A 20275-nucleotide genomic window follows, 5' to 3' on the forward strand; every position below is an offset into this window, starting at 1 on the left:
GCATGAGTGATTTCTTCTCCGCCCTCACCGACGATCTGCCCCAGCTCCGCTCGGGCCTGTGGGTGACCCTGGAGGCCACCGTCCTGGGCGCCCTGACGGCCCTGGTGCTCGCCTTCGCGCTCGGCCTGATGTCGGTCAGCGGGCTGATCGCGGTGCGCGGCGTCTCCCGGGTGGTCGTGGAGTTCTTCCGCGGCACCTCGCTGTACGTCCAGCTGTTCTGGCTCTACTACGCGATGCCGCTGCTGACGGGGTACGAGCTGACGCCGCTGCTCTGCGGGGTCGTCGCGTTCGGGCTCAACTACGGGGCCTACGGCGCCGAGGTGGTGCGCGGCGCGATCAACTCCGTACCGCGCGCGCAGTACGAGGCGGCGGTGGCGCTCAACATGACGCCGCTGCACCGGATGCGCAAGGTGATCCTGCCCCAGGCGTGGGTGCAGATGATCCCGTCCTTCACCAATCTGCTGATCCAGCTGCTGAAGTGCACACCGCTGCTCTGGCTGATCTCGGCGGCCGATCTGATGACCGCGATCGAGCAGCTGCGCAGCCGCACCGGTGAGACGCTCGCCGCCTACGGGACGCTGCTCGTCTGCTACTTCGTGCTGGCGTACGCGCTGACGCTGCTGATGAACCTGCTGGAGCGGTCGGCCAAGCGGCGGCTCGGCCTGGACACCGGCGGGGGCGGCCTGCTGAAGTCCCGCAGCGCCGTGACCGCCCCGGCCTCCGGAGGTGCCCGGTGAACGAGGGATTCGACTGGGGCGCGGCGCGCGACGCGCTGCCGCTGCTCCTCGACGGCTTCGAGGTCACCCTGCTGGCCACCGTCCTCGGGACGCTGGTCGCCGCGGTCCTCGGGCTGGCGATCGCGGTCGCCGGGCGGGCGCCGACGCGCTTCGTGACGGTGCCGGTGAAGGCGGTGACGGAGTTCGTCCGCTCGACCCCGCTGCTGGTGCAGCTGGTCGGCGCGGCGGCGCTGTTCACCTCGGTGGAGCCGCTGACGGTCGGCATCGTGGTGCTCGGCATCCACTACGCCGCGTACACCTCGGAGGTGTACCGGGCGGGGATCGACGCGGTGCCGAAGGGGCAGTGGGAGGCCTGCCGGGCGCTGTCGCTGCCGGCCCGGCGGACCTGGCAGGCGGTGATCCTGCCGCAGGCGGTGCGCAAGGTGCTGCCCGCGCTCGGGAACTACGCGATCTCGATGTTCAAGGAGACCCCGTTCCTGGCCGTGATCACGGTGCAGGAGATGGTCTTCGAGGCCCGGAAGTACGGCGGCGACCACTTCGCCTACACCGAGGTGTTCACCCTCGCCGGCCTGGTCTTCCTGGTCGCGAGCTACCCCACCTCGCTGCTGATGAGAAAACTGGAGAAGCGCCTTGGCCACTGAGCCCCTCCCCCTGCAGAAGACGGCGGCCACGGCCCCCGAGGATGCCCTTGCGGCCCCCGCCCCGGACGCCCCGGCCCAGCCGCTGATCCGTTTCGACAAGGTCGTGAAGCGGTACGGCGACCATGTGGTGCTCGACGAGCTGGACTTCACGGTCGAGCGCGGCGAGCACGTCACCCTGATCGGGCCCAGCGGCTCGGGCAAGACCACGATCCTGCGGCTGCTGATGACGCTGGAGAAGGTCAGCGGCGGGGTGATCCGGATCGGCGGCGAACCGCTCTCGCACATGCGGGCGGCGGACGGCTCGCTGAAGCCCGCCTCGGAGAAGCATCTGCGCGAGGCGCGGAAGAAGATCGGCATGGTCTTCCAGCAGTTCAACCTGTTCCCCAACATGAAGGTGCTCCAGAACATCACGGAGGCGCCGGTCAGCGTGCTGGGCATGGACCGGGACCGGGCGGAGGCCCGCGCCCGGGAGCTGCTGGAGCTGGTGGGGCTGTCGGGGAAGACCGACGCGCACCCCTCGCAGCTCTCCGGAGGCCAGCAGCAGCGGGTGGCGATCGCCCGCGCGCTGGCGATGGAGCCGGAGATCCTGCTCCTGGACGAGGTGACCTCCGCGCTCGACCCGGAGCTGGTGGCCGGGGTGCTGGAGCTGCTGGGCGACATCGCGCGGAACACCGACATCACGATGGTCTGCGTGACGCACGAGATGAACTTCGCACGCGATGTCTCGAAAAAGGTACTGATGTTCGACGCCGGGCGGGTCGTGGAGGCCGGCCCGCCGGAGAAAATCTTCACCGACCCGTCGCACGAACGCACGCGCGAATTCCTCAACGCGGTGCTGTGACCTCGGCATCCACCGCGCGCCGATGACTCTGGCATATGCCAGACGGGTGCGCCCCAGCCAGTGGCGCCGGGGCGCCCCGATCAGTCCCCAACACCCGCCCCCGAACGCCCCCTTGGCGGCTATCGTGGAGCCAGAGCTTGCGGTCACAACCTGGTAGGGGGACACCGTGGCGTTGAAGCCCGAACCGACCGCACCGTTCCACTCGGTGCAGTACGCCCTGCGCGTCCTCGAAACGGTCTCCAAGCACGGCAACGGGGTCACGGACACCCAGATCGCCCGCGAGACCGGTCTGCCGACCGGCCATCTCGCCTCCCTGCTCCTGACCCTGCGCCGCGAGGGCTACGTCGAGCAGATCACCGACGGCGCCTACGTCATCGGCGCCTCGCTGCTGCTCCTGGGCTCCGGCGCCGCCCGTCGACAGGCCCTGGAGGCCAGACTCCAGCAGACCCTCGCCCAGCTGCGCGACTCGGTGGGCGCCGCCGTCTACATCAGCCGGTACGTGGACGGCGAGATCCGCGTCACGCAGTACGCCGACGGCCCGCGCACCCCCGCGGTCAACGAGTGGGTCGACTTCCGCTCCACGGGCCACGCCTCGGCGATCGGCAAGTGCCTGCTGACCCAGCTGGACCAGAACGGGCGGCGCGACCACCTCGCGCGGCACAAGATAGCCCGCCTGACCTCCCGGACCATCACCAGCGAGAAGGTCCTCTTCTCCAAGCTCGACGCCCAGCCGGCCACGGTGCCGGTGCTCGACCTCCAGGAGTACGCGGTGGGCACGGTCTGCGCCGCGGTGCCGCTGACGGCGGGATCGTCGGCCGGCTGCCTCGCGCTCTCCCTCCCGGTCGAGCACGCCCACCGGCTGCGCGCGGCGGCCGAGACCCTGAACCGCCGCGCGGCCCCGGTCCTGCTCTCGCTGGCCCTGTAGGCCCGCTCCCCGGGGCCCGCGGGCACGTGTCATCAGCACCCCCGGGGACCAGGTATTATTTTCGAGTCAGCAGGCGCCGCTAGCTCAGTTGGTTAGAGCAGCTGACTCTTAATCAGCGGGTCCGGGGTTCGAGTCCCTGGCGGCGCACAGACAGCACACGAGGCGGTCTCCGTTCAACGGAGACCGCCTCGTGTGTTTTCCGCTGCCCGCAGAGATGTACGAGCGTTTTATACAGACGTACTAGACAGCTGTTTTAAACAGCCGTATATTCCCTGTCATGACGAAGCCTTCGAGCACCACCGCCAGCCACGGCGTACGCGCCGGCCGTCGGGAGTGGACCGCGTTCGTGGTCCTGCTCCTCCCCCTCCTGCTCGTCTCGATGGACGTCTCCGTCCTCTTCTTCGCGATCCCGTCGATCGACCGGGACCTCGCACCGAGCGCCACCCAGCAGCTCTGGATCTTCGATGTGTACGCGTTCGCGCTGGCGGGGCTGCTGATCACGATGGGGTCGCTCGGCGACCGGATCGGGCGGCGGAAGCTGCTGATGATCGGGGCGGCCGCCTTCAGCACCGCGTCGGTGGGGGCGGCGTACGCCACCAGCCCGGAGATGCTGATCGCGGCGCGTGCGCTGCTGGGGATCGGCGGGGCGACGCTGATGCCGTCGACGATGGGGCTGGTCCGGAACATGTTCCGCGACGAGCGGCAGCGGGGGCAGGCCATCGGCATCTGGTCCGGGGCGATGGCGGGCGGGGTGGCGCTGGGCTCGGTGCTCAGCGGGGTGATGCTCCAGCACTTCTGGTGGGGTTCGGTCTTCCTGGTCAACGTGCCCGCGATGGTGCTGCTGCTGATCCTGGCACCGGTCCTGGTACCCGAGTTCAAGGACCCGCAGCCGGGGCGGTTCGACTTCCTGAGCGTGCCGCTGTCGATGGGGGCCGTGCTGCCGGTGGTCTACGGGATCAAGGAGACCGCCGCCGACGGGATCGAAGCGCGCAATCTGCTGATCGTGGCCGCGGGGCTGCTCGTCGGCTGGGTCTTCGTCCGCCGTCAGCGGGCCCGCTCGGACGCGATGATCAGCCGCGAGCTGTTCCGCGACCGGAACTTCTCCACCGGCATCGGGCTGAACGCGCTGGCCGCCTTCGCCATGATGGGCTCGTCCTTCTTCACCACCCAGTACCTCCAGTCCGTCCTGGGCATGAGCACGCTGGAGGCCGCGCTGTGGTCGCTGGCCCCGTCGCTCGCGGTGGGTGCCGCCGCCCCGGCCGCCACCGCGATCGCCCAGCGCACCGACCGGGCCCGGGTGATCTGCGCCGGGTTCGTCATCGCGGCGGCCGGCTTCGGCGTCCTGGCCCTGGCAGGCACCGACTCGCTCGCGGTGCTCCTCATCGCCGCCGCCGTGATGAGCTGCGGGATCGTCACCGTGATGGCGCTGGTCTCGGACCTGGCCATGTCGACCAGCCCGGAGGAGAAGGCCGGTTCTGCGGCCTCGCTGCTGGAGACCGGGCAGGAGTTCGGCGGGGCGATGGGCATGGCGCTGCTGGGCGCGGTGGCCACCGCCGTCTACACCGCCGACATGCCGTCCTCGGCCCCCGAGGCGGCCCGCAAGACCCTGCCGGGCGCGCTGTCCACCGGGGACGGTTCGCTGATCACGATCGGCCGGGAGGCCTTCGTGCACAGCATGCAGTACGCGGCGGTGGCCGGCGCGCTGCTCCTGCTGCTCGGCGCGGTGCTCGCGGCGACCCGGCTGCGGCGGGCGGGCGCGGCCCGCCCCGAGGCCGCACGGCAGGACGCCTCGCAGTCGACCGCCGTCTCACAGCCCTCCGCCGTGTGACGCGAGCAGACGGTGGCGGCCGTGCTCCTCGTACGCCCGTACCAGCCCGGCGAGGTCCTCCTCGCCGAACGGCCGGTACGGGCCGTCGCCGTTCCACCACAGCCGGCCGCCGGACCAGAAGCCCTCGCGACGCAGTCCCACCCGGTGCACCTTGTTCGTCGCGGTGACCGGCATCGCGTCCACCACGCGCACGAAACGGGGCGCCATCTTCGTCCCGAGATCGGGCTGGGCCCGCAGGAAGGCGGCGAAGGCCCCGGGGTCGAACTCCGCCCCCTCGCGCAGCGCCAGCGCCGCCATCACCTGGTCCCCCGCGACCGGGTCGGGCACGGCGTAGACGGCCACGGCGGCCGCGTCCGCCCAGCGGGCCAGGATGTTCTCGATCATCGCGGCGGCCAGGTTCTCGCTGTCGACGCGCAGCCGGTCCTCGGTGCGGCCGGCGAAGTAGAGGAAGCCGTCGGCGTCACGGAAGAAGAGGTCCCCGGTCCAGTACCAGCCGCCGCGCACCCGGGCCGCGTCCGCCTCCGGATTGCGCCAGTAGCCCTCGAAGGGCGTGCGGCCCCGGTTGACGAGTTCCCCGATGGCGGCCTCCCCGTTGAGCAGCCGGCCGTCGGCGTCGAGCACCGCGGCGACCCGCTCGCGGCCGGTCTCGGGGTCGACCACCGCGAGGTCGTCGCGGTCGGCGGCCCGGCCGATCGCCCCCGGCGGGGTGTCCGGGGTCCGCTGGATCGCCGCCCCGCCCTCGGAGGAGCCGTACCCCTCGACCAGCCGCACCCCGAACCGCTCCCGGAAGCGGGCCGCGTCCACCGCGCCCGCCTCCGTGCCGAAGCCGAGGCGCAGCGTGTGGTCGCGGTCGTCGGGGCGCTCGGGGGTGGCCAGCAGGTACTGCACGGCGCGGCCGACGTAGGTGAAGTACGTGGCGCCGTACGCGCGGACGTCCGGGAGGAAGCCGGAGGCGGAGAAGCGGCGGCGCAGGGCGACGGCGGCCCCGGCGGTCAGGGCGGGCGCCCAGTCGGCGATGACGGCATTGCCGTGGAACATCGGCATGCAGAGGTAGTGGACGTCCTCGCGGCGGACCCCGAAGTGGTCGACGAGCGACCGCCCGGCCGCGGCCAGCCGGCCCTGGGTGCAGAGGGCGGCCTTGGGCGCGCCGGTGGAGCCCGAGGTGAAGTAGAGCAGCATCCGGGTGTCCGGTGCGGGGGTCCGCAGGACGGTGTCGCCGGGATGTGCGTCCGCGTACGGGGCGAGCAGGTCGGCGTACGCGTCGGTGTCGGTGACCAGCACCCGTACGCCGGGCAGCGGAAGTCCGTCGAGCAGCGGCAGATGGGCCCGCTCGGTGATCAGCACCCGGCAGTCGGTGTGCGTGATGTCGCGGGCGAGTTCGGCGCCGCGCCGGGTGGGGTTGATGCCGGCGACGGCGGCCCCGGCCAGGGCCGCCGCGCTCAGCCACAGCGGAAACTCGGGGGTGTTGTCGAGCAGCACCCCGAGGTGCGGTTCGCCGCCCGGAGGCAGCAGATCCGCCAGGAGCGCGGCCCGTGCGGCAGCGCCCGAGGCGACCTGGTGCTGAGTGAGGACGAGGTCCTCATGTCTCAGACCGGGCCGGTGGTCGCCCCATTGGCGCTGTACGAGCTCCGCGACGGTGCCTGCGCTCCCCATGGCGCCGCACGGTAACTGACCAAGCGTCAGAACTGAACATCCGAGCACGCGTAGAACGCGTTGGCGGTGTCCGCGACGTTCCAGACGCTCAGGATGATGTGCTTCCCGGTCTTCTGGGTGGGGATCGTGCCCTGCTGGGTCAGGGTCGCCGGGGGCTGCTTGCCGCCGTACGGCACCGTCATGAAGGGCTGCGGTTCCAGATCGGCCCGGGTCAGCTTCTTGGTCGGGTCCCAGCCGTCCTTGGTGATGTAGTACCTGAAGTCCGACGTGGCGTGCCGGGCGGTGAACTGCCAGCGGAAGCTGAAGCCCTGACCGGCGGTGACCTTGGTGGCGGGCCAGTTGCCGCCGCGCGGGTCGTCGAGCTGGGCGAATTCGCCGTGTCCGGCGGAGCAGATGGAACCGTCGGCCGGGCCGGCGGCCGGGAAGCCCTTGGGGCCCTCGACGCTCTGCGGCTCCCACTGGATGTTGCCGCAGCCGGTCACGGTGCCGTTGGCACAGAGCTTCTGACGGCTGATCGGGTTGTCCGTGTAGCCATGGCTGCTGGCGCCGCCGGTGGCGAACATCGAGACCCCGGCCACCGCCAGGCCGACCAGGGCCACACTTGCCTTCTTACGCATTGCTGTCGCTCCTCGGACATGTGGGGGAAGTTCCATGAGCAGGCTGCGCGCGCGGTGGTGCGGTCGTGCGGTCTAGACCAAAGCCCACCCTAGAGACGGGACATGGACATGTCCAGACCAATGAGGGTGGGCTTCCGGTTTTCCTCCGGGGATACGGAACGATCCCTTCAGGCGCTGTCGCCTCCCCCGCGTCCGGTGTAGAACGCCACCGTCAAGTCCTTGACCAGGGACTTGCGTTCGTAGTCGTCGAGCTCCACGAGGCCCCGGGCGGTCAGCCGGTTCACGGTGTCGTCCACCGCGTCCACCACCGAGGTCAGCACGCTGTCGCGGTGCTGGGCGTCGATCGCCGCGATCCGGCGCCGCTGCATGGCCGCCGCGATCTCGGGGGCGTACTCGATCCCGGTCGGCTGGGCCGAGTACACCTCGATGCCGACCGGTTCGCAGTCCGCCTTGAGCATCAGCGTCAGCGCGTCCCCCACCGCCTCGGCGTTGCGCAGGGTGTGCGCGTCCTCGTGGAAGGCGTCCGCCGGAAGCTGGGACAGCACCCGGGCCATGGCCGACTCGACCTGCTCGCGCAGATACTCCTCGTGGTCCTCGATGCCCAGCACCGCCCGCGCGGTGTCCTTGACCCGCCAGACGACGAGGACGACGACGCGCAGCGCCGTGCCGTTGGCGTCGACCGCGGGAAGCGGCTCGCTGCGCCAGTGCCGCAGCCGGACGTCGACCCGACGGCGCAGCAGCAGCGGGCTGATCCACATCAACCCGGTCCGCCGCACGGTGCCCCGGTACTGACCGAACAGCGTGAGCACCCAGGCCGAGCCGACCCGGCCCCGGCTCAGCCCGCCGAGGGCGAAGAGCACGATGAAGCCGAGCACCGCGAGCGCCGCCCAGACCCCGCCGCCCACTCCGTCGTACGGGCGCGGCCCCACCCCGGCCAGGGCGAGCAGCCGGGCCGGAAGGGCTCCGCTCCACCACAGGACCGCCCCGGCGGCGGCCGTCCCCACGAGGCCGGTGAGCACCGCGGCCCAGCCGGGCAGCGCCGGTCCGGGCCGTTCGAGGAGCCGGGGGTCCGCGACCGGCGCGGGCCGGGTCGAGGGCCGCACCTGCGGGGTCCTCGGCACCGGGGGCCGCCGGATCCCGGCCGGCCGCTCCCCGCCGGGGGCCGTCCCCAGGACGGCGACGGGCAGCGCCGCCGCGTCCGCCGGGGCCTCGGGCTCGTCGCGGAAGAGCAGGTGCACGGGGATGGCGGCGGTCCGCTCCCCCGCGATGACGGCCTGATGCCGTCCGGTGTCGGTCCGCGGATCGCCCCGGTGCTCCAGAGCGGCACCCCGCGCCTCGCCCGCACCCGCCTCCGCCTCCGCCGGAACCGGACCGGCGGCACCCGCGAGAACGAGCACCCCGGCCCCGTCCTCCGGCGCCTGGACGGGAACGGGCACGGCCTCGGCGGCGGGCGCTCCGGTACGCGCACCAACGGGCACGGTCTCCGCAACCGGCGATCCGGAACGCGCCGCGACCGACACCGCCTCCGCGGCCGGCGGCGCCGAACGCACGGCTCCGGGTGCGGTCTCGGCGGCGGGCGCCGGCACCAGGTCCCGCGCACCGCCGGCCGGCCCACCGCCCCCGGCGGCCGGAACGGACACCGAGGCCGAGGTCGCCCCGAACCCGGCCCCCTCCCGCGCGCTCTCCCCGGGCACCAGGTCGAGCACGAGATCGACGACGGAGTCGGGGCCCGGGTCCGTACGCAGGTCCGCGGCCGGTTCCGTACGCGCTTCGGTCCGCGCCTCCCGGCGCAGGTCCGCACCCGGCTCCGCCCGCGATCCCGTCCCCGGCCCCGCTCCCGGTTCCGTACGCGCGTCCGCGCGGAAGCCCGTGCCCGGCACTCCGTCCGGGTCCGCCCCCGGATCCGGGCCGCCCTCGGTCTCGGGGGCCGGGTCCGGGGCGGGGACGCGGCCGGTGTCCGGGGCGGTCGTGGAGGGCGCCGGTCGGTCGTCCCCCTGGAGGGCGGCGTCCGCGGCCGCGGCCCAGGCGTCCGTGACGCTGCCCGCGCCGCCGGGGCCCACCCACTCCCGCACCGGGACCGTCCCGTACCTCTCCTCGCCGTACTCCGGCTCCGTACGGTCCGGGCCCTCCCGGTCCTCGGGGGTCCCTGAGCCGTCCGACACGGTGAATCGCATACCCGTCTCCTTCATCTGCGTCGCGTCACGCGAAGAGTCGCCGCCAGGTCTCGGGCCCCGGATAGCCGTCGGCCTGGGCGCCGCGCCAGCCCTGGGCCTTCTGGAAGGCCTCGACATTGCGCCGGTCCGCCTCGGTCCACCGGGGCCCGGGACCGGACCGGTAGTACTTGCCGTATCCCTTCTTCACCAACTGCCTGCCGAGCCGCTCGACATGGCTGTTGGACCGACCCGGCCGGAAAGAGCCCCTTCCGGGGAAGGCCGGGGCCGCGGCCGTGCCGCCGCGCCCGGTGGTGGATCCGGCCGCGGGGATGTCACGGCCGGTCCCGTTCACCAGCAGCCGCCAGGTGTCGGGGCCGGGGATGCCGTCGGCCTCCTTGCCGCTCCACCCCTGGGCCCGCTGGAAGGCCTGGGTCGCCTGCCGGTCGGCGCTGCCCCAGGCGGGGCCGGGGCCGACCTTGTAGAAGCGCTTGCCGCCGCGCGCGACGAGCATCCGGCCCAGCTCGGTGACGTGGGCGTTGCGCTCGCCGGTGCCGAAGACCCCCGCGCCCGGGAACGAGGTCGTGGCCGAACCGCTGCCGCTCGTGCCGGTCGTCAGGCCCTTGTAGCGGTAGGCGACGTAGCTCGACGAGTGGGACCAGTACGCCATGGGCGTCGTCTGCTTGCGGGCGCGCGGCTTGGTCTGCTCGTACGCCGTGTAGTGGGTGTGCGCGGAGTCGGTCCAGCCGCCGAAGATCGTGACGTGGGAGCCCTTCGCCGGATCGGCCGGATTGTGGAAGAGCAGGATGTCCCCGGGCTGGAGCTCCTCGCGGGAGATCCGCGTGCCGTACGCGGCGAGGCTGCCGGTCCACTCGTTGCCCGGCAGGTTCCAGGCCATCGAGACATAGCCGGAGCAGTCCTGGCGGTAGCCGTCCGACCAGTACGCGGACATGCTGTACGGGACCCGGGCGGAAACCCACTTCTTCGCCCGGTCGATGATCTCGGTCCGGGTGGCCGGGCGCAGGGCCGGAGTGCCGGTCGTGGTGGACGGCGGGCCCGAGGCACCCGTGCCGCGCACCGGACCCGGCACGCCCTGCGGGCTCTCCGGCACCGCGTCGAGCGCGTCGTCCGCCGGATCGGCCAGGGTCTCCGGATCGCCCAGGGTCTCCGGTCCGGCCGCCGCCACCGGGTCCGGCCCCGGAACCGCCCCCGTGTCCGCGAACGGGACCGGATCGATGTCCGGGAGCGGGGCCCGGTCCATGCCCGGAAGCGGAGCCCGGTCGATCCCCGGCAGCGGGTCGGTCACCGGGACCGGGGCGGCCGCCGCGGCGGCGGTCTCCGCCACGCCGCCGCCGAGCACCACTCCGGCGGTGGTGACCAGGACCATCGCCCGGCGCGCGCCGTGCGCGGCCGGATGTCCTCCGTAGCGGGTCGGCAGCCCCGCGGCGGCGGTGCGCCGGCGGGCGGCGCACCCCGGGCAGGTGCAGTCGACGGCGGGTACGTACTCCTCGAAGGCCGGCACAGTCATGCGATTCCCTCCGCACTCGTCAAGATCTTTGGGCGCATCTGCACGGGCGTCAGTGTCTCAACTCTCCTGACATAACGCATTTTGACGGACAGAAGTGAAAAAACGACCATCCGACAGGCCGTGGCGATGGGGAAATGGTCGGGAGCACTCCTGGAGATCGGGTAGAGTTCTCCAGGTCAGCAGGCGCCGCTAGCTCAGTTGGTTAGAGCAGCTGACTCTTAATCAGCGGGTCCGGGGTTCGAGTCCCTGGCGGCGCACGCAGCGTCAAGGCCCCTTCACTTCACGTGAGGGGGCCTTGTTCGTTTTCCGTGCGCACCCCACTCGCAGTTGACGGACGGTCATCGTTCAATTACCCAGTGACACCATATGCTCGTCTTACACCCCTGCGACAGTCCCCGACAAGGGGGACCCAAATCGTGCATACGAGCGGTTACCGTTCCCTTTCACCCTTGCGATCGAGGGCGGTGTCGGCCAACCTGTCTGAGGGCCGCCGGTGCCAATCACACCGGGGGCCCATCTAGTTGGGGGCATATGAGGGGGAGGTTCCGGTTGTGCGCGGGGCGGGGCGGGGGCCTCGTCCGTCAAGCGCGCCGCACCGGCATCATGCAACCGGACGGGCGTCATTCCATGTCCCAGGAAGGGTGACCCGCCACTGAACTGAGCCGTCCGACGCGTTCCAGGGGGGACACGCGACGGACGCAACGACCGAACCGACCACGCAGCCCCGCCTGCGTGCAGGGGGATGACCCATGACGTCGACGCCGCCAGGCGCCCGGCAGGACCACGACCCGACCCGGACCACGCAGCTCCGGATACCCTCACAGCTGCGGAACGGGGGCCAGAGACGGCGGCAGAGAAAGCCGCTGCCCCGCTACGACTACGAGCACTACAGCCGGCTCGCCGGGCCACTGACCCAGCCCGACCCCACGACTCCGTACCGGGTGAAGTACCGCTCGCTCCTGTCCCAGGAACCCCACCGGATACGCGCGGCCCTGCTGCTGGGCGCCGCACCGCTGGTCTCGCTCGGCCTCTTCGTCTGGCTGATGCAGCCCGAGCACTGGACCCAGCGCGATCCGAACCTGAAGAACGACACCCTGCTCGTCCTGGACGTCGTGATGCTCGTCTCGATCGGTCTGATCGAGCTGTTCCGCACGATGAACGTCCTCTCCAACGCCCATGCCACGCTGGTGGCGCGGGACCCGGTCCCGGTCGTGCCGGAGAACGGCACCCGGGTGGCCTTCCTCACCTCCTTCGTCCCGGGCAAGGAGCCCCTGGAGATGGTGACGAAGACCCTGGAGGCCGCGGTGCGCATCCGCCACCGCGGACTCATGCACGTCTGGCTGCTCGACGAGGGCGACGACCCCGCCGTCAAGGAGGTCTGCGCCCGCCTGGGCGTCCACCACTTCTCCCGCAAGGGCGTGGCGCACTGGAACCAGGCCAAGGGCCCGCACCGGGCGAAGACCAAGCACGGCAACTACAACGCCTGGCTCGACGCCCACGGTGACGCGTACGACTTCTTCGCCTCCGTCGACACCGACCACGTACCGCTGCCCAACTACCTGGAGCGGATGCTCGGCTACTTCCGCGACCCGGACGTCGGCTTCGTCATCGGTCCGCAGGTCTACGGCAACTACGACACCTTCGTCACCAAGGCCGCCGAATCGCAGCAGTTCCTCTTCCACGCGCTGATCCAGCGCGCCGGCAACCGCTACGGCGCCCCCATGTTCGTCGGCACCAGCAACGCGGTGCGCATCTCGGCCCTCAAGCAGATCGGCGGTCTCTACGACTCGATCACCGAGGACATGGCGACCGGCTTCGAGATGCACCGCGCCCGCAATCCGCACACCGGCCGCAAGTGGCGCTCCGTGTACACCCCGGACGTGCTGGCCGTGGGCGAGGGCCCGACCGCCTGGACCGACTTCTTCACCCAGCAGCTGCGCTGGTCGCGCGGAACGTACGAGACGATCCTCAAGCAGTACTGGAAGGGCTTCGCCTCGCTGCCCGCGGGCAAGCTCTTCAACTACACGATGATGATCATCTTCTACCCGATGTCCGCGCTGAACTGGATCCTCGCGGCCCTCAGTTGCGCGCTGTTCCTGGGCATGGGCGCCTCGGGCGTGCAGATCGACCCGGTCGTCTGGATGATGCTGTACGGCAACGCCTCGGCGCTCCAGATCGGGCTGTACGTCTGGAACCGCCGGCACAACGTCTCGCCGCACGAGCCCGAGGGCTCCGGCGGTCTCGCGGGCATGATGATGTCCGCGCTCTCCGCGCCGGTCTACGCGCGCTCCCTGATGGACGCCGTGCTGCGCCGCAAGAGCTCCTTCGTGGTGACGCCCAAGGGCGACTCCTCCAGCCCGGACACGCTCTTCGGCACCTTCCGCATCCACCTCTTCTTCATCGCGGTCTTCGCCGGCTCCATCGTGGCCTCGCTGGTCCTCGGCCACAGCCACCCGGCGATGCTCACCTGGGCCTCGCTCGCCCTGCTGATCACCGCCGCGCCGATCTTCGGCTGGCGGTACACGATCCGCGCCGAGAAGAAGAAGCGCCGGGCCGGACCGCCGCCGCCGAGCGGCCCGCCGGCCCCCGCCCCGCAGGACGAGCCGCGGGGGGCGGACAACGAACAGACCATGCAGATCGCCCTTGGGGGACGTAAACGATGAAGTACCGTCCGAGCCGCCGTACCCGCCGCATGGCGATCAGTACGGCGGTGGTTCTCGCGCTCGCGGGAGCGAACGGGCCGTGGCTGTACCGCTTCAGCACCGAGCGCTACCACGATTACAAGATCAACCAGGCGAGCTACAAGGAAGCCAACGGGCACTGGGACTTCCTGGACATCCCCTCCGAGTTCCGGATCAACACCATCCACGCGGCCCTGCTGCACACCGGCAAGGTGCTGCTCGTCGCGGGCTCCGGCAACAACCAGAAGAACTTCGACGCGAAGAGCTTCCGGTCCGTGCTGTGGGACCCGAAGGCCAACACCTTCAAGAACATCCCGACGCCCAAGGACATGTTCTGCGCCGGCCACACCCAGCTGCCGGACGGCAAGCTCCTCATCGCGGGCGGCACCCGCCGCTACGAGAAGCTGAAGGGCGACGTCACCAAGGCCGGCGGCCTGATGATCGTGCACAACGAGGACCCCGACAAGCCGATCACGCTCCCCGCGGGCACCCGCTTCACGGGCAAGGACAACGGCAAGTCCTTCGTCACCAAGGACCCGGTGCTGGTCGAGAAGGCCACCAAGGTCTTCGACAAGGACACCGGCGCCTTCCTGCGCAACGACCCCGGGCTCGGCCGGATCTACGTCGAGGCCGAGAAGTCCGGCTCGGCGTACGAGACCGGCACCGAGGACAACTACCGGATATCCGGCCTCTCCGGGTCCGACACCCGCAACGTGTACGGGATAGCCCAGAAGCTGGCCCTCGACAAGAAGGACTTCCAGGGCATCCGGGAGGCCTTCGAGTTCGATCCGGTGGCGGAGAAGTACATCACCGTCGACCCGATGAACGAGGCCCGCTGGTATCCGACGCTCACCACGCTGGAGGACGGCAAGGTCCTCGCCCTCTCCGGACTCGACGAGATCGGGCAGATCGTCCCCGGCAAGGACGAGATCTACGACCCCGAGACCAAGAAGTGGACGTACACCGGCATCGTCCGGAAGTTCCCCACCTACCCCGCGGTCTTCCTGCTCGACGACGGCAAGCTCTTCTACTCCGGCTCGAACGCGGGCTACGGCCCCGCGAATGTCGGCCGCGACCCGGGCGTCTGGGACCTGGCGACCAACAGGTTCACCAAGATCCCCGGCCTCAGCGACCCGGACAGGATGGAGACCTCCGCGACCGTCCGGCTGCCTCCGGCGCAGGACGAGAAGTTCATGGTGATCGGCGGGGGCGGCGTCGGCGAGTCCGACAAGTCCAGCGAGAAGTCCCGGCTGGTCGACCTCAAGGCCGCCGACCCGAAGTTCAAGGACGGCGCCTCCCTCGACGAGGGCACCCGCTACCCGAGCGCGTCGCTGCTCCCCGACGACTCGCTGCTGGTCACCGGCGGCTCCAACGACTACCGGGGCCGCGGCGGCTCCGACGTCCTCCAGGCCCGGCTGTACGACGCGAAGACGGACACGTACCAGCGGGTCGCGGACCCGGCGGTGGGGCGCAACTACCACTCCGGCTCGGTGCTGCTGCCCGACGGCCGGGTCATGATCTTCGGATCGGACTCGCTCTACTCGGACAAGGCCAACACCCGGCCCGGCGTCTTCGAGCAGCGCATCGAGATCTACACCCCGCCGTACCTGTACCGCGACGGGCGCCCCGAGCTGACCGCCGGGCCGAAGCGGATCGAACGCGGGGCCACGGCGATGTTCACCACCAACCAGGCGGACTCCATCACCTCCGCGAAGCTGATGCGGCCGAGCGCGGTCACCCATGTCACCGACACCGACCAGCGCTCGGTGGCACTGGACCTGAAGAAGACCGACGGCGGGATCTCGGTGACCGTGCCGAAGAACCGGGCCCTGGTGCCCTCCGGCTGGTACATGCTCTTCGTCACCGACGACAAGGGCACCCCGTCCGAGGCCACCTGGGTGGAGATCCCGTAGGGCGTGTCCGTACGGCCACCGGTCCGTTCCGGTGGCCGTACGGCCTGCTCAGCCCTTCGTGCCCCGCGCCAGACCCAGCGCGTACTCCGGCCACCAGTCGCCGGCCTTCGGTCCGCCCTTGCAGTCGCCGTCGGACTCCCCCGGGCGCTTGATCCACAGATACGCGTCCACCAGCGGGTCGTCCGTGCGGGTCGTCGGCGTCCGGCCCAGGGCGCGGCCCGGCGGATTGCACCAGTTCTCCTCGGGGGCGCCGCCGGTGTAGGGGCCGTTGCCGTTGCGGCTGGTGTCGATGACGAACGGCTTGCCGCCGACCTTGGCCGAGAGCTGCTTGCCGAACTCGGTGCTGACCTCGGTGGTCTGGAAGTTCGACACATTGACCGCGAAGCCGTCCGCCCCGTCGATCCCCGCCTGGCGCAGCGGCTGGAACAGCGCGTCCGGGGTGTGCCAGCCGGCGTTGCCCGCGTCCACGTAGACCGTGGTGCCGGACTGGCGCTTCAGCCGCCGCACCGCCCCCTTGAGCAGGTCGTAGCGCTCCTCGTGGAACTCCTGGGGAGTGCAGCCGTCGACCAGGTGCAGCACGGCGTCCGGCTCCAGGATCACGGTCGCGCCGCGGTCACCGATACCGCGGGCGACGGCCTCCACCCACGCCCGGTACGCGTCGCCGTCGGCGGCGCCGCCCTTGGAGAACTGGCCGCAGTCGCGGTGCGGGATGTTGTAGAGGACCAGCAGCGCCCGCCGGCCGGCCCGCTCCGCGGCCTCGGTGTAGCCCTTGGCCTCGGCCTCCGGGCTGTCCGGGCCGATCCACTCGCCGACCGGCTGCGCGGCGATGCGGCGGACGAGCGCGGCGTTCTCCTTCTCGCCGTCCTCGGTGTAGCGGGCGACCTGCCGGGCGGCGTTCCCGTCGGGGTTGACCCAGAACGGGTCGCTCTCCTTGGGCTGCTGGCCGATGGCAGCCGGGTTCTTCCCGTCCTTCGGGGAGTCCCCGTCGCCGGACGAGCATCCCGCGAGCAGCAGCGCGGCGCCCGCGGCGGCCGCGCACATCCCCCGCATGCCGAACCGGCCGTTGTGACTGCCGTACATCCACTCCCCCTCGTACGCGACGGCGGTGCCCTGTCGCATCGCGTCCATCCTGGCACAGGGGCCGGAGGCGGCCCGGACGCTCACGACGTCCCCGGAGAACCGTTACGGCGGGTTCACCCCGCTCCGTCCGGAGTATCCGGGTGCACAGGGTGACCAGTTATCGACGTTCCGTCAGAAACTGTCTGGGCGTGGGCAGTCGGCGCGCCTACAGTGGACAGTGCCGGCAGGGCGCCGTCCGGGCCGCCACCGCCGGCCTCCCGTGTCCGGGCCGGGCCGCGCTCGCTCGCGCAGGGGTCAGCCGGGGCCGGCCGCCACCTCGGTGCGGGGCTCCTTCGACGCCTTCCCCGCCGCCTTCTCACCGGTCAGATAGGCGGAGACGACGACATTGGCGGTGTACGCGCGGGCCTCGCGGTCGTAGGTGCCGCCGCAGGTGATCAGCCGCAGCTCCGCCCGGCCGTCCTTGCGGGGGCCGTACGCCTTCTGGGCGTTGAAGCGCTGACGGGTGAAGACCTGGACGTCGTCGATGGTGAACTCGGCGACGGTGCCGTCGGTCCGGGTGACCTCGATGCGGGCGCCGGGGCGGGCCGCGCTGAGCCCGTAGAAGACCGCCGGTTTGGTCTCGGTGTCGACGTGGCCGACGAAGAGCGCCGGGCCCTCGGCGCCCGGTTCGGTGCCGTCGCCGTACCAGCCGACCGTCTGGGGCGTGGCGAAGGACGGCGGGTCGATGGCGCCGTCGGCGTCCAGGCCGCGGGCGACGACGGGGGCCCGGATGCCGATCGAGGGGATGGCGACGCTCGCGGGGGCGGCGCCGTCGATCGGGTCGTGGGCCGGGGGCAGCGGTACGCCGAGCGGGCGCCCGACCGCGGCGACGTCGCCGGTGGTCGGGGCGGACGTGGCGCCGCTCCCGTCGGTGATCCCGCGCCCCCAGAGCCACAGGCCCAGCAGGAGCACGGCCCAGGCGACTCCGGTGAGCAGCCTGCCGTGCCCCGCCGAGTGGTCCGAGGCGGACATGTCAGTCGCTGGCCGGGCGGCGGCGCCGGACGCTGCGGAGGGCGACGGCGACGGCCGCGACGGCGGCCAGGGCGAGGCCGGTCACCGCGTGCGCGGTTCCGGGTCCGTCCTGCTGGGCGGCCTTGTCGGCGAGCACGGCGGTGCCTCCGCCGCCGGCCCGTACGGGGGCGACGGGCATGGGCCTGCCCCGGTGCACGACGGTCAGCGCGCCGCTGACCTCGGTGTGCGCGGAGTCCTTGCAGACGACCCGGACGTCGTAGTCGCCCGGTTCGGCGTCCGAGCGGATGCGGGCCTCGGCGAAGAGCGCGCCCCGGTCGGCGGCGGGCGAGAAGCGCGCCTCGGTGACGAAGGCGTCGGAGCTGCCCCGGGCCTCCTTGCCCTTGCAGCCCTCGACCCTCAGATCGACCTCCGCGCCGGGAGTGGCGGAGGCGGGGGTGATCGTGAGGGTGGCCCGGGACCGGCCGTCGCCGTGGCCGGCCGGGGAGTCGGCCAGTGTGGCGGACGCGGGCACCAGGGTCGCCGCGGCCACCGCGGCGGCACAGAACGTGAGCGGTATGGAACGCATCGTGAACCTCCTCATCGAAGGTTCACGCCTGGCGCGGCTTTCCGCATCCGCAGGCCCGGGGCGCTGGGCCGGTGGAGTGCGGGGCGGTCCCGTTCCCGGCCGGGTCAGCCGGCGTCGACGAGGCCGACCAGATCGGCGATGGAGTCGACGACGGTGGACGGGCGGAACGGGTACTTGTCGATGTCCGCCACCGTGGTGAGCCCGGTGAGCACCAGGAAGGTCTGCATGCCCGCCTCCAGACCGGCCAGCACATCGGTGTCCATCCGGTCGCCGATCATGGCGCTGGACTCGGAGTGGGCGCCGATCGCGTTGAGCCCGGTGCGCATCATCAGCGGGTTGGGCTTGCCGGCGAAGTAGGGGGCCTTGCCGGTCGCCTTGGTGATGAGGGCGGCGACGGAGCCGGTCGCGGGCAGCGGGCCCTCGGCGGAGGGGCCGGTCTCGTCGGGGTTGGTGCAGATGAACCGGGCCCCGGCGTTGATCAGCCGGATCGCCTTGGTGAGCGCCTCGAAGGAGTACGTCCGGGTCTCGCCGAGGACCACGTAGTCGGGGTCGTGGTCGGTGAGGACGTAGCCGATGTCGTGCAGCGCGGTGGTGAGTCCGGCCTCGCCGATGACGTAGGCGGTGCCGCCGGGGCGCTGGTCGTCCAGGAACTGGGCGGTGGCCAGGGCGGAGGTCCAGATGTTCTCGACGGGCACGTCGAGACCCATGCGGTTGAGCCGCGCGTGCAGGTCCCGGGCGGTGTAGATCGAGTTGTTGGTGAGGACCAGGAAGGGCAGGCCCGAGTCCCGCAGCCGCTTGATGAAGGCGTCGGCACCGGGGATCGGGGTCCCCTCGTGGATGAGGACACCGTCCATGTCGGTGAGCCAGGACGAGATCGGCTTGCGCTCTGCCATGTGGGACTCCAGTCGCCGTACGTCGATGCGGGGACGCCGGCGGCACCGCGTTGTGCAGCGCCGACGTCCCCGATCTTAGGCGGTCGGTCCGGATGGGCCGTACGGGCCGTACGGACGCGGGGTCAGCTGCCGGTGGCCGTCTTCCAGGCGTCCACGTAGGTGTCGAGGTTCGTCCCGATGTCGGCCCAGTCGGGCTGGAAGACCTCGACGCCGTTCATCAGCTTCTTGAGTTCTGCCGCGTTGGCGTCGGTCGCCGTGATGTCGCCGCGGGCGGCGAATCCGCCGCCGACGGCGCTGACGTCCTTCTGGGCCTGCTCGGCGAGCATGAAGTCCAGGAGCTTCTTGCCGTTGGCGGTGTGCGGGGCCTTGTTCACCAGCCCGGCGGCGTAGGGCAGCGCGAAGGTGGTGGGCTTGCCGCCGGACTTCGCGGGGAACCAGATGCCGAGGTTCGGCATGTCCTTGGACTGGGCGTAGTTCATCTGGACGTCGCCGTTGGCGGCGAGGAGTTCGCCCTTGTCGACCTTGGGGGCGAGCTTGCCGGTGGAGGCGGACGGGCCGACGTTGTTGGCCTGGAGCTTCTTCAGGTACGCCATGGCCGGCTCCTGGCCGCCGAAGTCGTGCATGGCCTTGATGAGCACGGCCGTTCCGTCGCCGGCGACGCCCGGGGTGGAGTACTGGATCTTCTCCTCGTACCGGCCGTCGAGCAGTTCCTCCCAGGTGGCGGGCGGGGTGGTCAGCTCCTTGCGGTTGTAGACGAAGCCGAAGTAGTTGTTCACGACGGAGGTCCACTTCCCGTCGGCGGCCTTGTCGGCGGCGGCGACCCGGTCGGAGCCGGCCGGGGCGTACGCCTGGAGCAGGCCCTTGGCGTCGGCCTGCTGGATGAACGGCGGGAGGGTCACCAGCACATCGGCCTGGGTGTTGGTCTTCTCGCGGACGGCGCGCTGCACCATCTCGCCGGAGCCGCCCTCCACGTACTTCACCTTGATGCCGGTCCGCTTCTCGAAGTCCTTGAAGACCTTGTCGTACCAGCCGTCGCCGTTCTCGCCCTTGAGGCCGTCGGCGCTGTAGACGGTGACGACCTTCTCGTCGGAGGCGGCGGAGGAGCCGCCGCAGGCGGAGAGGGTGGCGGCGAGGGCGAGCGCGCCGGTGACGGCGGCGAGGGGCCGGAGGTGGTGGGTGCGCATGGCAGTCGTGTCTCCTGGGGGAACGGGG

At 71.5% G+C, this 20275-nt stretch carries 16 protein-coding genes and 2 tRNA genes; 9 read left to right on the plus strand and 9 right to left on the minus strand.

The window, feature by feature from the left end; translation table 11 throughout:
• Positions 1-2: 2 nt before the first annotated feature.
• The 6 genes from ehuC (at position 3) to ACFVDM_RS18695 (ending at position 4972) form a co-directional block, all read left to right on the plus strand.
• Positions 3-737, plus strand: coding sequence for an ectoine/hydroxyectoine ABC transporter permease subunit EhuC (gene ehuC / locus ACFVDM_RS18670; RefSeq protein WP_383640555.1), 735 nt, complete (start codon positions 3-5; stop codon positions 735-737).
• Positions 734-1378 carry an ectoine/hydroxyectoine ABC transporter permease subunit EhuD gene (ehuD, locus tag ACFVDM_RS18675; protein WP_383640558.1) on the plus strand — a complete coding sequence of 215 codons (645 nt, stop codon included), beginning with the start codon at positions 734-736 and terminating at the stop codon, positions 1376-1378. Before ehuC ends, ehuD begins: the two co-directional genes overlap by 4 nt.
• Positions 1368-2219 carry an ectoine/hydroxyectoine ABC transporter ATP-binding protein EhuA gene (gene ehuA / locus ACFVDM_RS18680; protein WP_383640561.1) on the plus strand — a complete coding sequence of 284 codons (852 nt, stop codon included), beginning with the start codon at positions 1368-1370 and terminating at the stop codon, positions 2217-2219. Before ehuD ends, ehuA begins: the two co-directional genes overlap by 11 nt.
• A gap of 166 nt (positions 2220-2385) precedes the next feature.
• A complete protein-coding gene (locus ACFVDM_RS18685) occupies positions 2386-3144 on the plus strand; it encodes an IclR family transcriptional regulator (protein ID WP_383640564.1) in 759 nt (252 codons plus the stop codon).
• Between the two features lie 73 nt (positions 3145-3217).
• Positions 3218-3291, plus strand: a tRNA-Lys gene (locus ACFVDM_RS18690).
• 130 nt (positions 3292-3421) lie between these two features.
• On the plus strand, positions 3422-4972 hold the full coding sequence (locus ACFVDM_RS18695) for an MFS transporter (RefSeq protein WP_383640567.1): 1551 nt from the start codon (positions 3422-3424) through the stop codon (positions 4970-4972).
• Here the strand turns inward: ACFVDM_RS18695 and ACFVDM_RS18700 are convergent.
• From ACFVDM_RS18700 to ACFVDM_RS18715, 4 genes are all read right to left on the minus strand, one after another.
• Positions 4952-6625 (minus strand): AMP-binding protein, encoded by a 1674-nt coding sequence (locus tag ACFVDM_RS18700; protein ID WP_383640570.1) that lies wholly within the window; start codon positions 6623-6625, stop codon positions 4952-4954. The two genes, ACFVDM_RS18695 and ACFVDM_RS18700, sit on opposite strands and share 21 nt — an antisense overlap.
• A gap of 26 nt (positions 6626-6651) precedes the next feature.
• Positions 6652-7242 (minus strand): lytic polysaccharide monooxygenase, encoded by a 591-nt coding sequence (locus ACFVDM_RS18705; protein WP_383640572.1) that lies wholly within the window; start codon positions 7240-7242, stop codon positions 6652-6654.
• 167 nt (positions 7243-7409) lie between these two features.
• The gene (locus ACFVDM_RS18710; RefSeq protein WP_383640575.1) at positions 7410-9416 is read right to left on the minus strand and encodes an SPFH domain-containing protein; all 2007 of its coding nucleotides are present in this window, start codon (positions 9414-9416) and stop codon (positions 7410-7412) included.
• A 25-nt stretch (positions 9417-9441) separates the two neighbouring features.
• Complete coding sequence (locus tag ACFVDM_RS18715; RefSeq protein ID WP_383640578.1) at positions 9442-10920, minus strand: peptidoglycan-binding protein; 1479 nt, start codon at positions 10918-10920, stop codon at positions 9442-9444.
• 183 nt (positions 10921-11103) lie between these two features.
• Between ACFVDM_RS18715 and ACFVDM_RS18720 the strand changes: the two genes are divergently transcribed.
• The 3 genes from ACFVDM_RS18720 to ACFVDM_RS18730 all read left to right on the plus strand — a co-directional run bounded on the left by ACFVDM_RS18720 (position 11104) and on the right by ACFVDM_RS18730 (position 15514).
• Positions 11104-11177 (plus strand) — tRNA-Lys (locus ACFVDM_RS18720).
• 492 nt (positions 11178-11669) lie between these two features.
• A complete protein-coding gene (locus ACFVDM_RS18725; protein WP_383640581.1) occupies positions 11670-13583 on the plus strand; it encodes a glycosyltransferase family 2 protein in 1914 nt (637 codons plus the stop codon).
• Complete coding sequence (locus tag ACFVDM_RS18730; protein ID WP_383640584.1) at positions 13580-15514, plus strand: galactose oxidase-like domain-containing protein; 1935 nt, start codon at positions 13580-13582, stop codon at positions 15512-15514. Before ACFVDM_RS18725 ends, ACFVDM_RS18730 begins: the two co-directional genes overlap by 4 nt.
• A 48-nt stretch (positions 15515-15562) precedes the next feature.
• Here the strand turns inward: ACFVDM_RS18730 and ACFVDM_RS18735 are convergent, their stop codons facing one another.
• From ACFVDM_RS18735 to ACFVDM_RS18755, 5 genes are all read right to left on the minus strand, one after another.
• Complete coding sequence (locus ACFVDM_RS18735) at positions 15563-16594, minus strand: glycoside hydrolase family 6 protein (protein WP_383641005.1); 1032 nt, start codon at positions 16592-16594, stop codon at positions 15563-15565.
• Between the two features lie 294 nt (positions 16595-16888).
• Entirely contained in the window at positions 16889-17605 is a 717-nt protein-coding gene (locus ACFVDM_RS18740; protein ID WP_383640587.1) for a class F sortase, read from the minus strand.
• Position 17606: 1 nt separating this feature from the next.
• Positions 17607-18170 (minus strand): hypothetical protein, encoded by a 564-nt coding sequence (locus ACFVDM_RS18745; RefSeq protein ID WP_383640590.1) that lies wholly within the window; start codon positions 18168-18170, stop codon positions 17607-17609.
• 104 nt (positions 18171-18274) lie between these two features.
• Positions 18275-19063: an HAD-IIA family hydrolase gene (locus tag ACFVDM_RS18750; protein WP_383640593.1), complete on the minus strand. Its 789-nt coding sequence runs from the start codon at positions 19061-19063 to the stop codon at positions 18275-18277.
• Positions 19064-19185: 122 nt separating this feature from the next.
• The gene (locus tag ACFVDM_RS18755; protein ID WP_383640596.1) at positions 19186-20247 is read right to left on the minus strand and encodes a 2-aminoethylphosphonate ABC transporter substrate-binding protein; all 1062 of its coding nucleotides are present in this window, start codon (positions 20245-20247) and stop codon (positions 19186-19188) included.
• Positions 20248-20275: the final 28 nt, after the last annotated feature.

Origin of the sequence: Streptomyces sp. NPDC057682 (genome assembly GCF_042799575.1) — a bacterium.
Lineage (GTDB): Bacteria > Actinomycetota > Actinomycetes > Streptomycetales > Streptomycetaceae > Streptomyces.

Excerpts from the sequence above, each read along its gene's own strand:
- ACFVDM_RS18735 (WP_383641005.1), bottom strand. The coding sequence starts at position 16,594 with ATGTACGGCAGTCACAACGGCCGGTTCGGCATGCGGGGGATGTGCGCG.
- ACFVDM_RS18705 (WP_383640572.1), bottom strand. The coding sequence starts at position 7,242 with ATGCGTAAGAAGGCAAGTGTGGCCCTGGTCGGCCTGGCGGTGGCCGGG.
- ACFVDM_RS18700 (WP_383640570.1), bottom strand. The coding sequence starts at position 6,625 with ATGGGGAGCGCAGGCACCGTCGCGGAGCTCGTACAGCGCCAATGGGGC.
- ACFVDM_RS18745 (WP_383640590.1), bottom strand. The coding sequence starts at position 18,170 with ATGCGTTCCATACCGCTCACGTTCTGTGCCGCCGCGGTGGCCGCGGCG.
- ACFVDM_RS18715 (WP_383640578.1), bottom strand. The coding sequence starts at position 10,920 with ATGACTGTGCCGGCCTTCGAGGAGTACGTACCCGCCGTCGACTGCACC.
- ACFVDM_RS18725 (WP_383640581.1), top strand. The coding sequence starts at position 11,670 with ATGACGTCGACGCCGCCAGGCGCCCGGCAGGACCACGACCCGACCCGG.
- ACFVDM_RS18695 (WP_383640567.1), top strand. The coding sequence starts at position 3,422 with ATGACGAAGCCTTCGAGCACCACCGCCAGCCACGGCGTACGCGCCGGC.
- ACFVDM_RS18730 (WP_383640584.1), top strand. The coding sequence starts at position 13,580 with ATGAAGTACCGTCCGAGCCGCCGTACCCGCCGCATGGCGATCAGTACG.
- ehuC (WP_383640555.1), top strand. The coding sequence starts at position 3 with ATGAGTGATTTCTTCTCCGCCCTCACCGACGATCTGCCCCAGCTCCGC.
- ACFVDM_RS18755 (WP_383640596.1), bottom strand. The coding sequence starts at position 20,247 with ATGCGCACCCACCACCTCCGGCCCCTCGCCGCCGTCACCGGCGCGCTC.
- ACFVDM_RS18710 (WP_383640575.1), bottom strand. The coding sequence starts at position 9,416 with ATGCGATTCACCGTGTCGGACGGCTCAGGGACCCCCGAGGACCGGGAG.
- ACFVDM_RS18750 (WP_383640593.1), bottom strand. The coding sequence starts at position 19,063 with ATGGCAGAGCGCAAGCCGATCTCGTCCTGGCTCACCGACATGGACGGT.
- ACFVDM_RS18740 (WP_383640587.1), bottom strand. The coding sequence starts at position 17,605 with ATGTCCGCCTCGGACCACTCGGCGGGGCACGGCAGGCTGCTCACCGGA.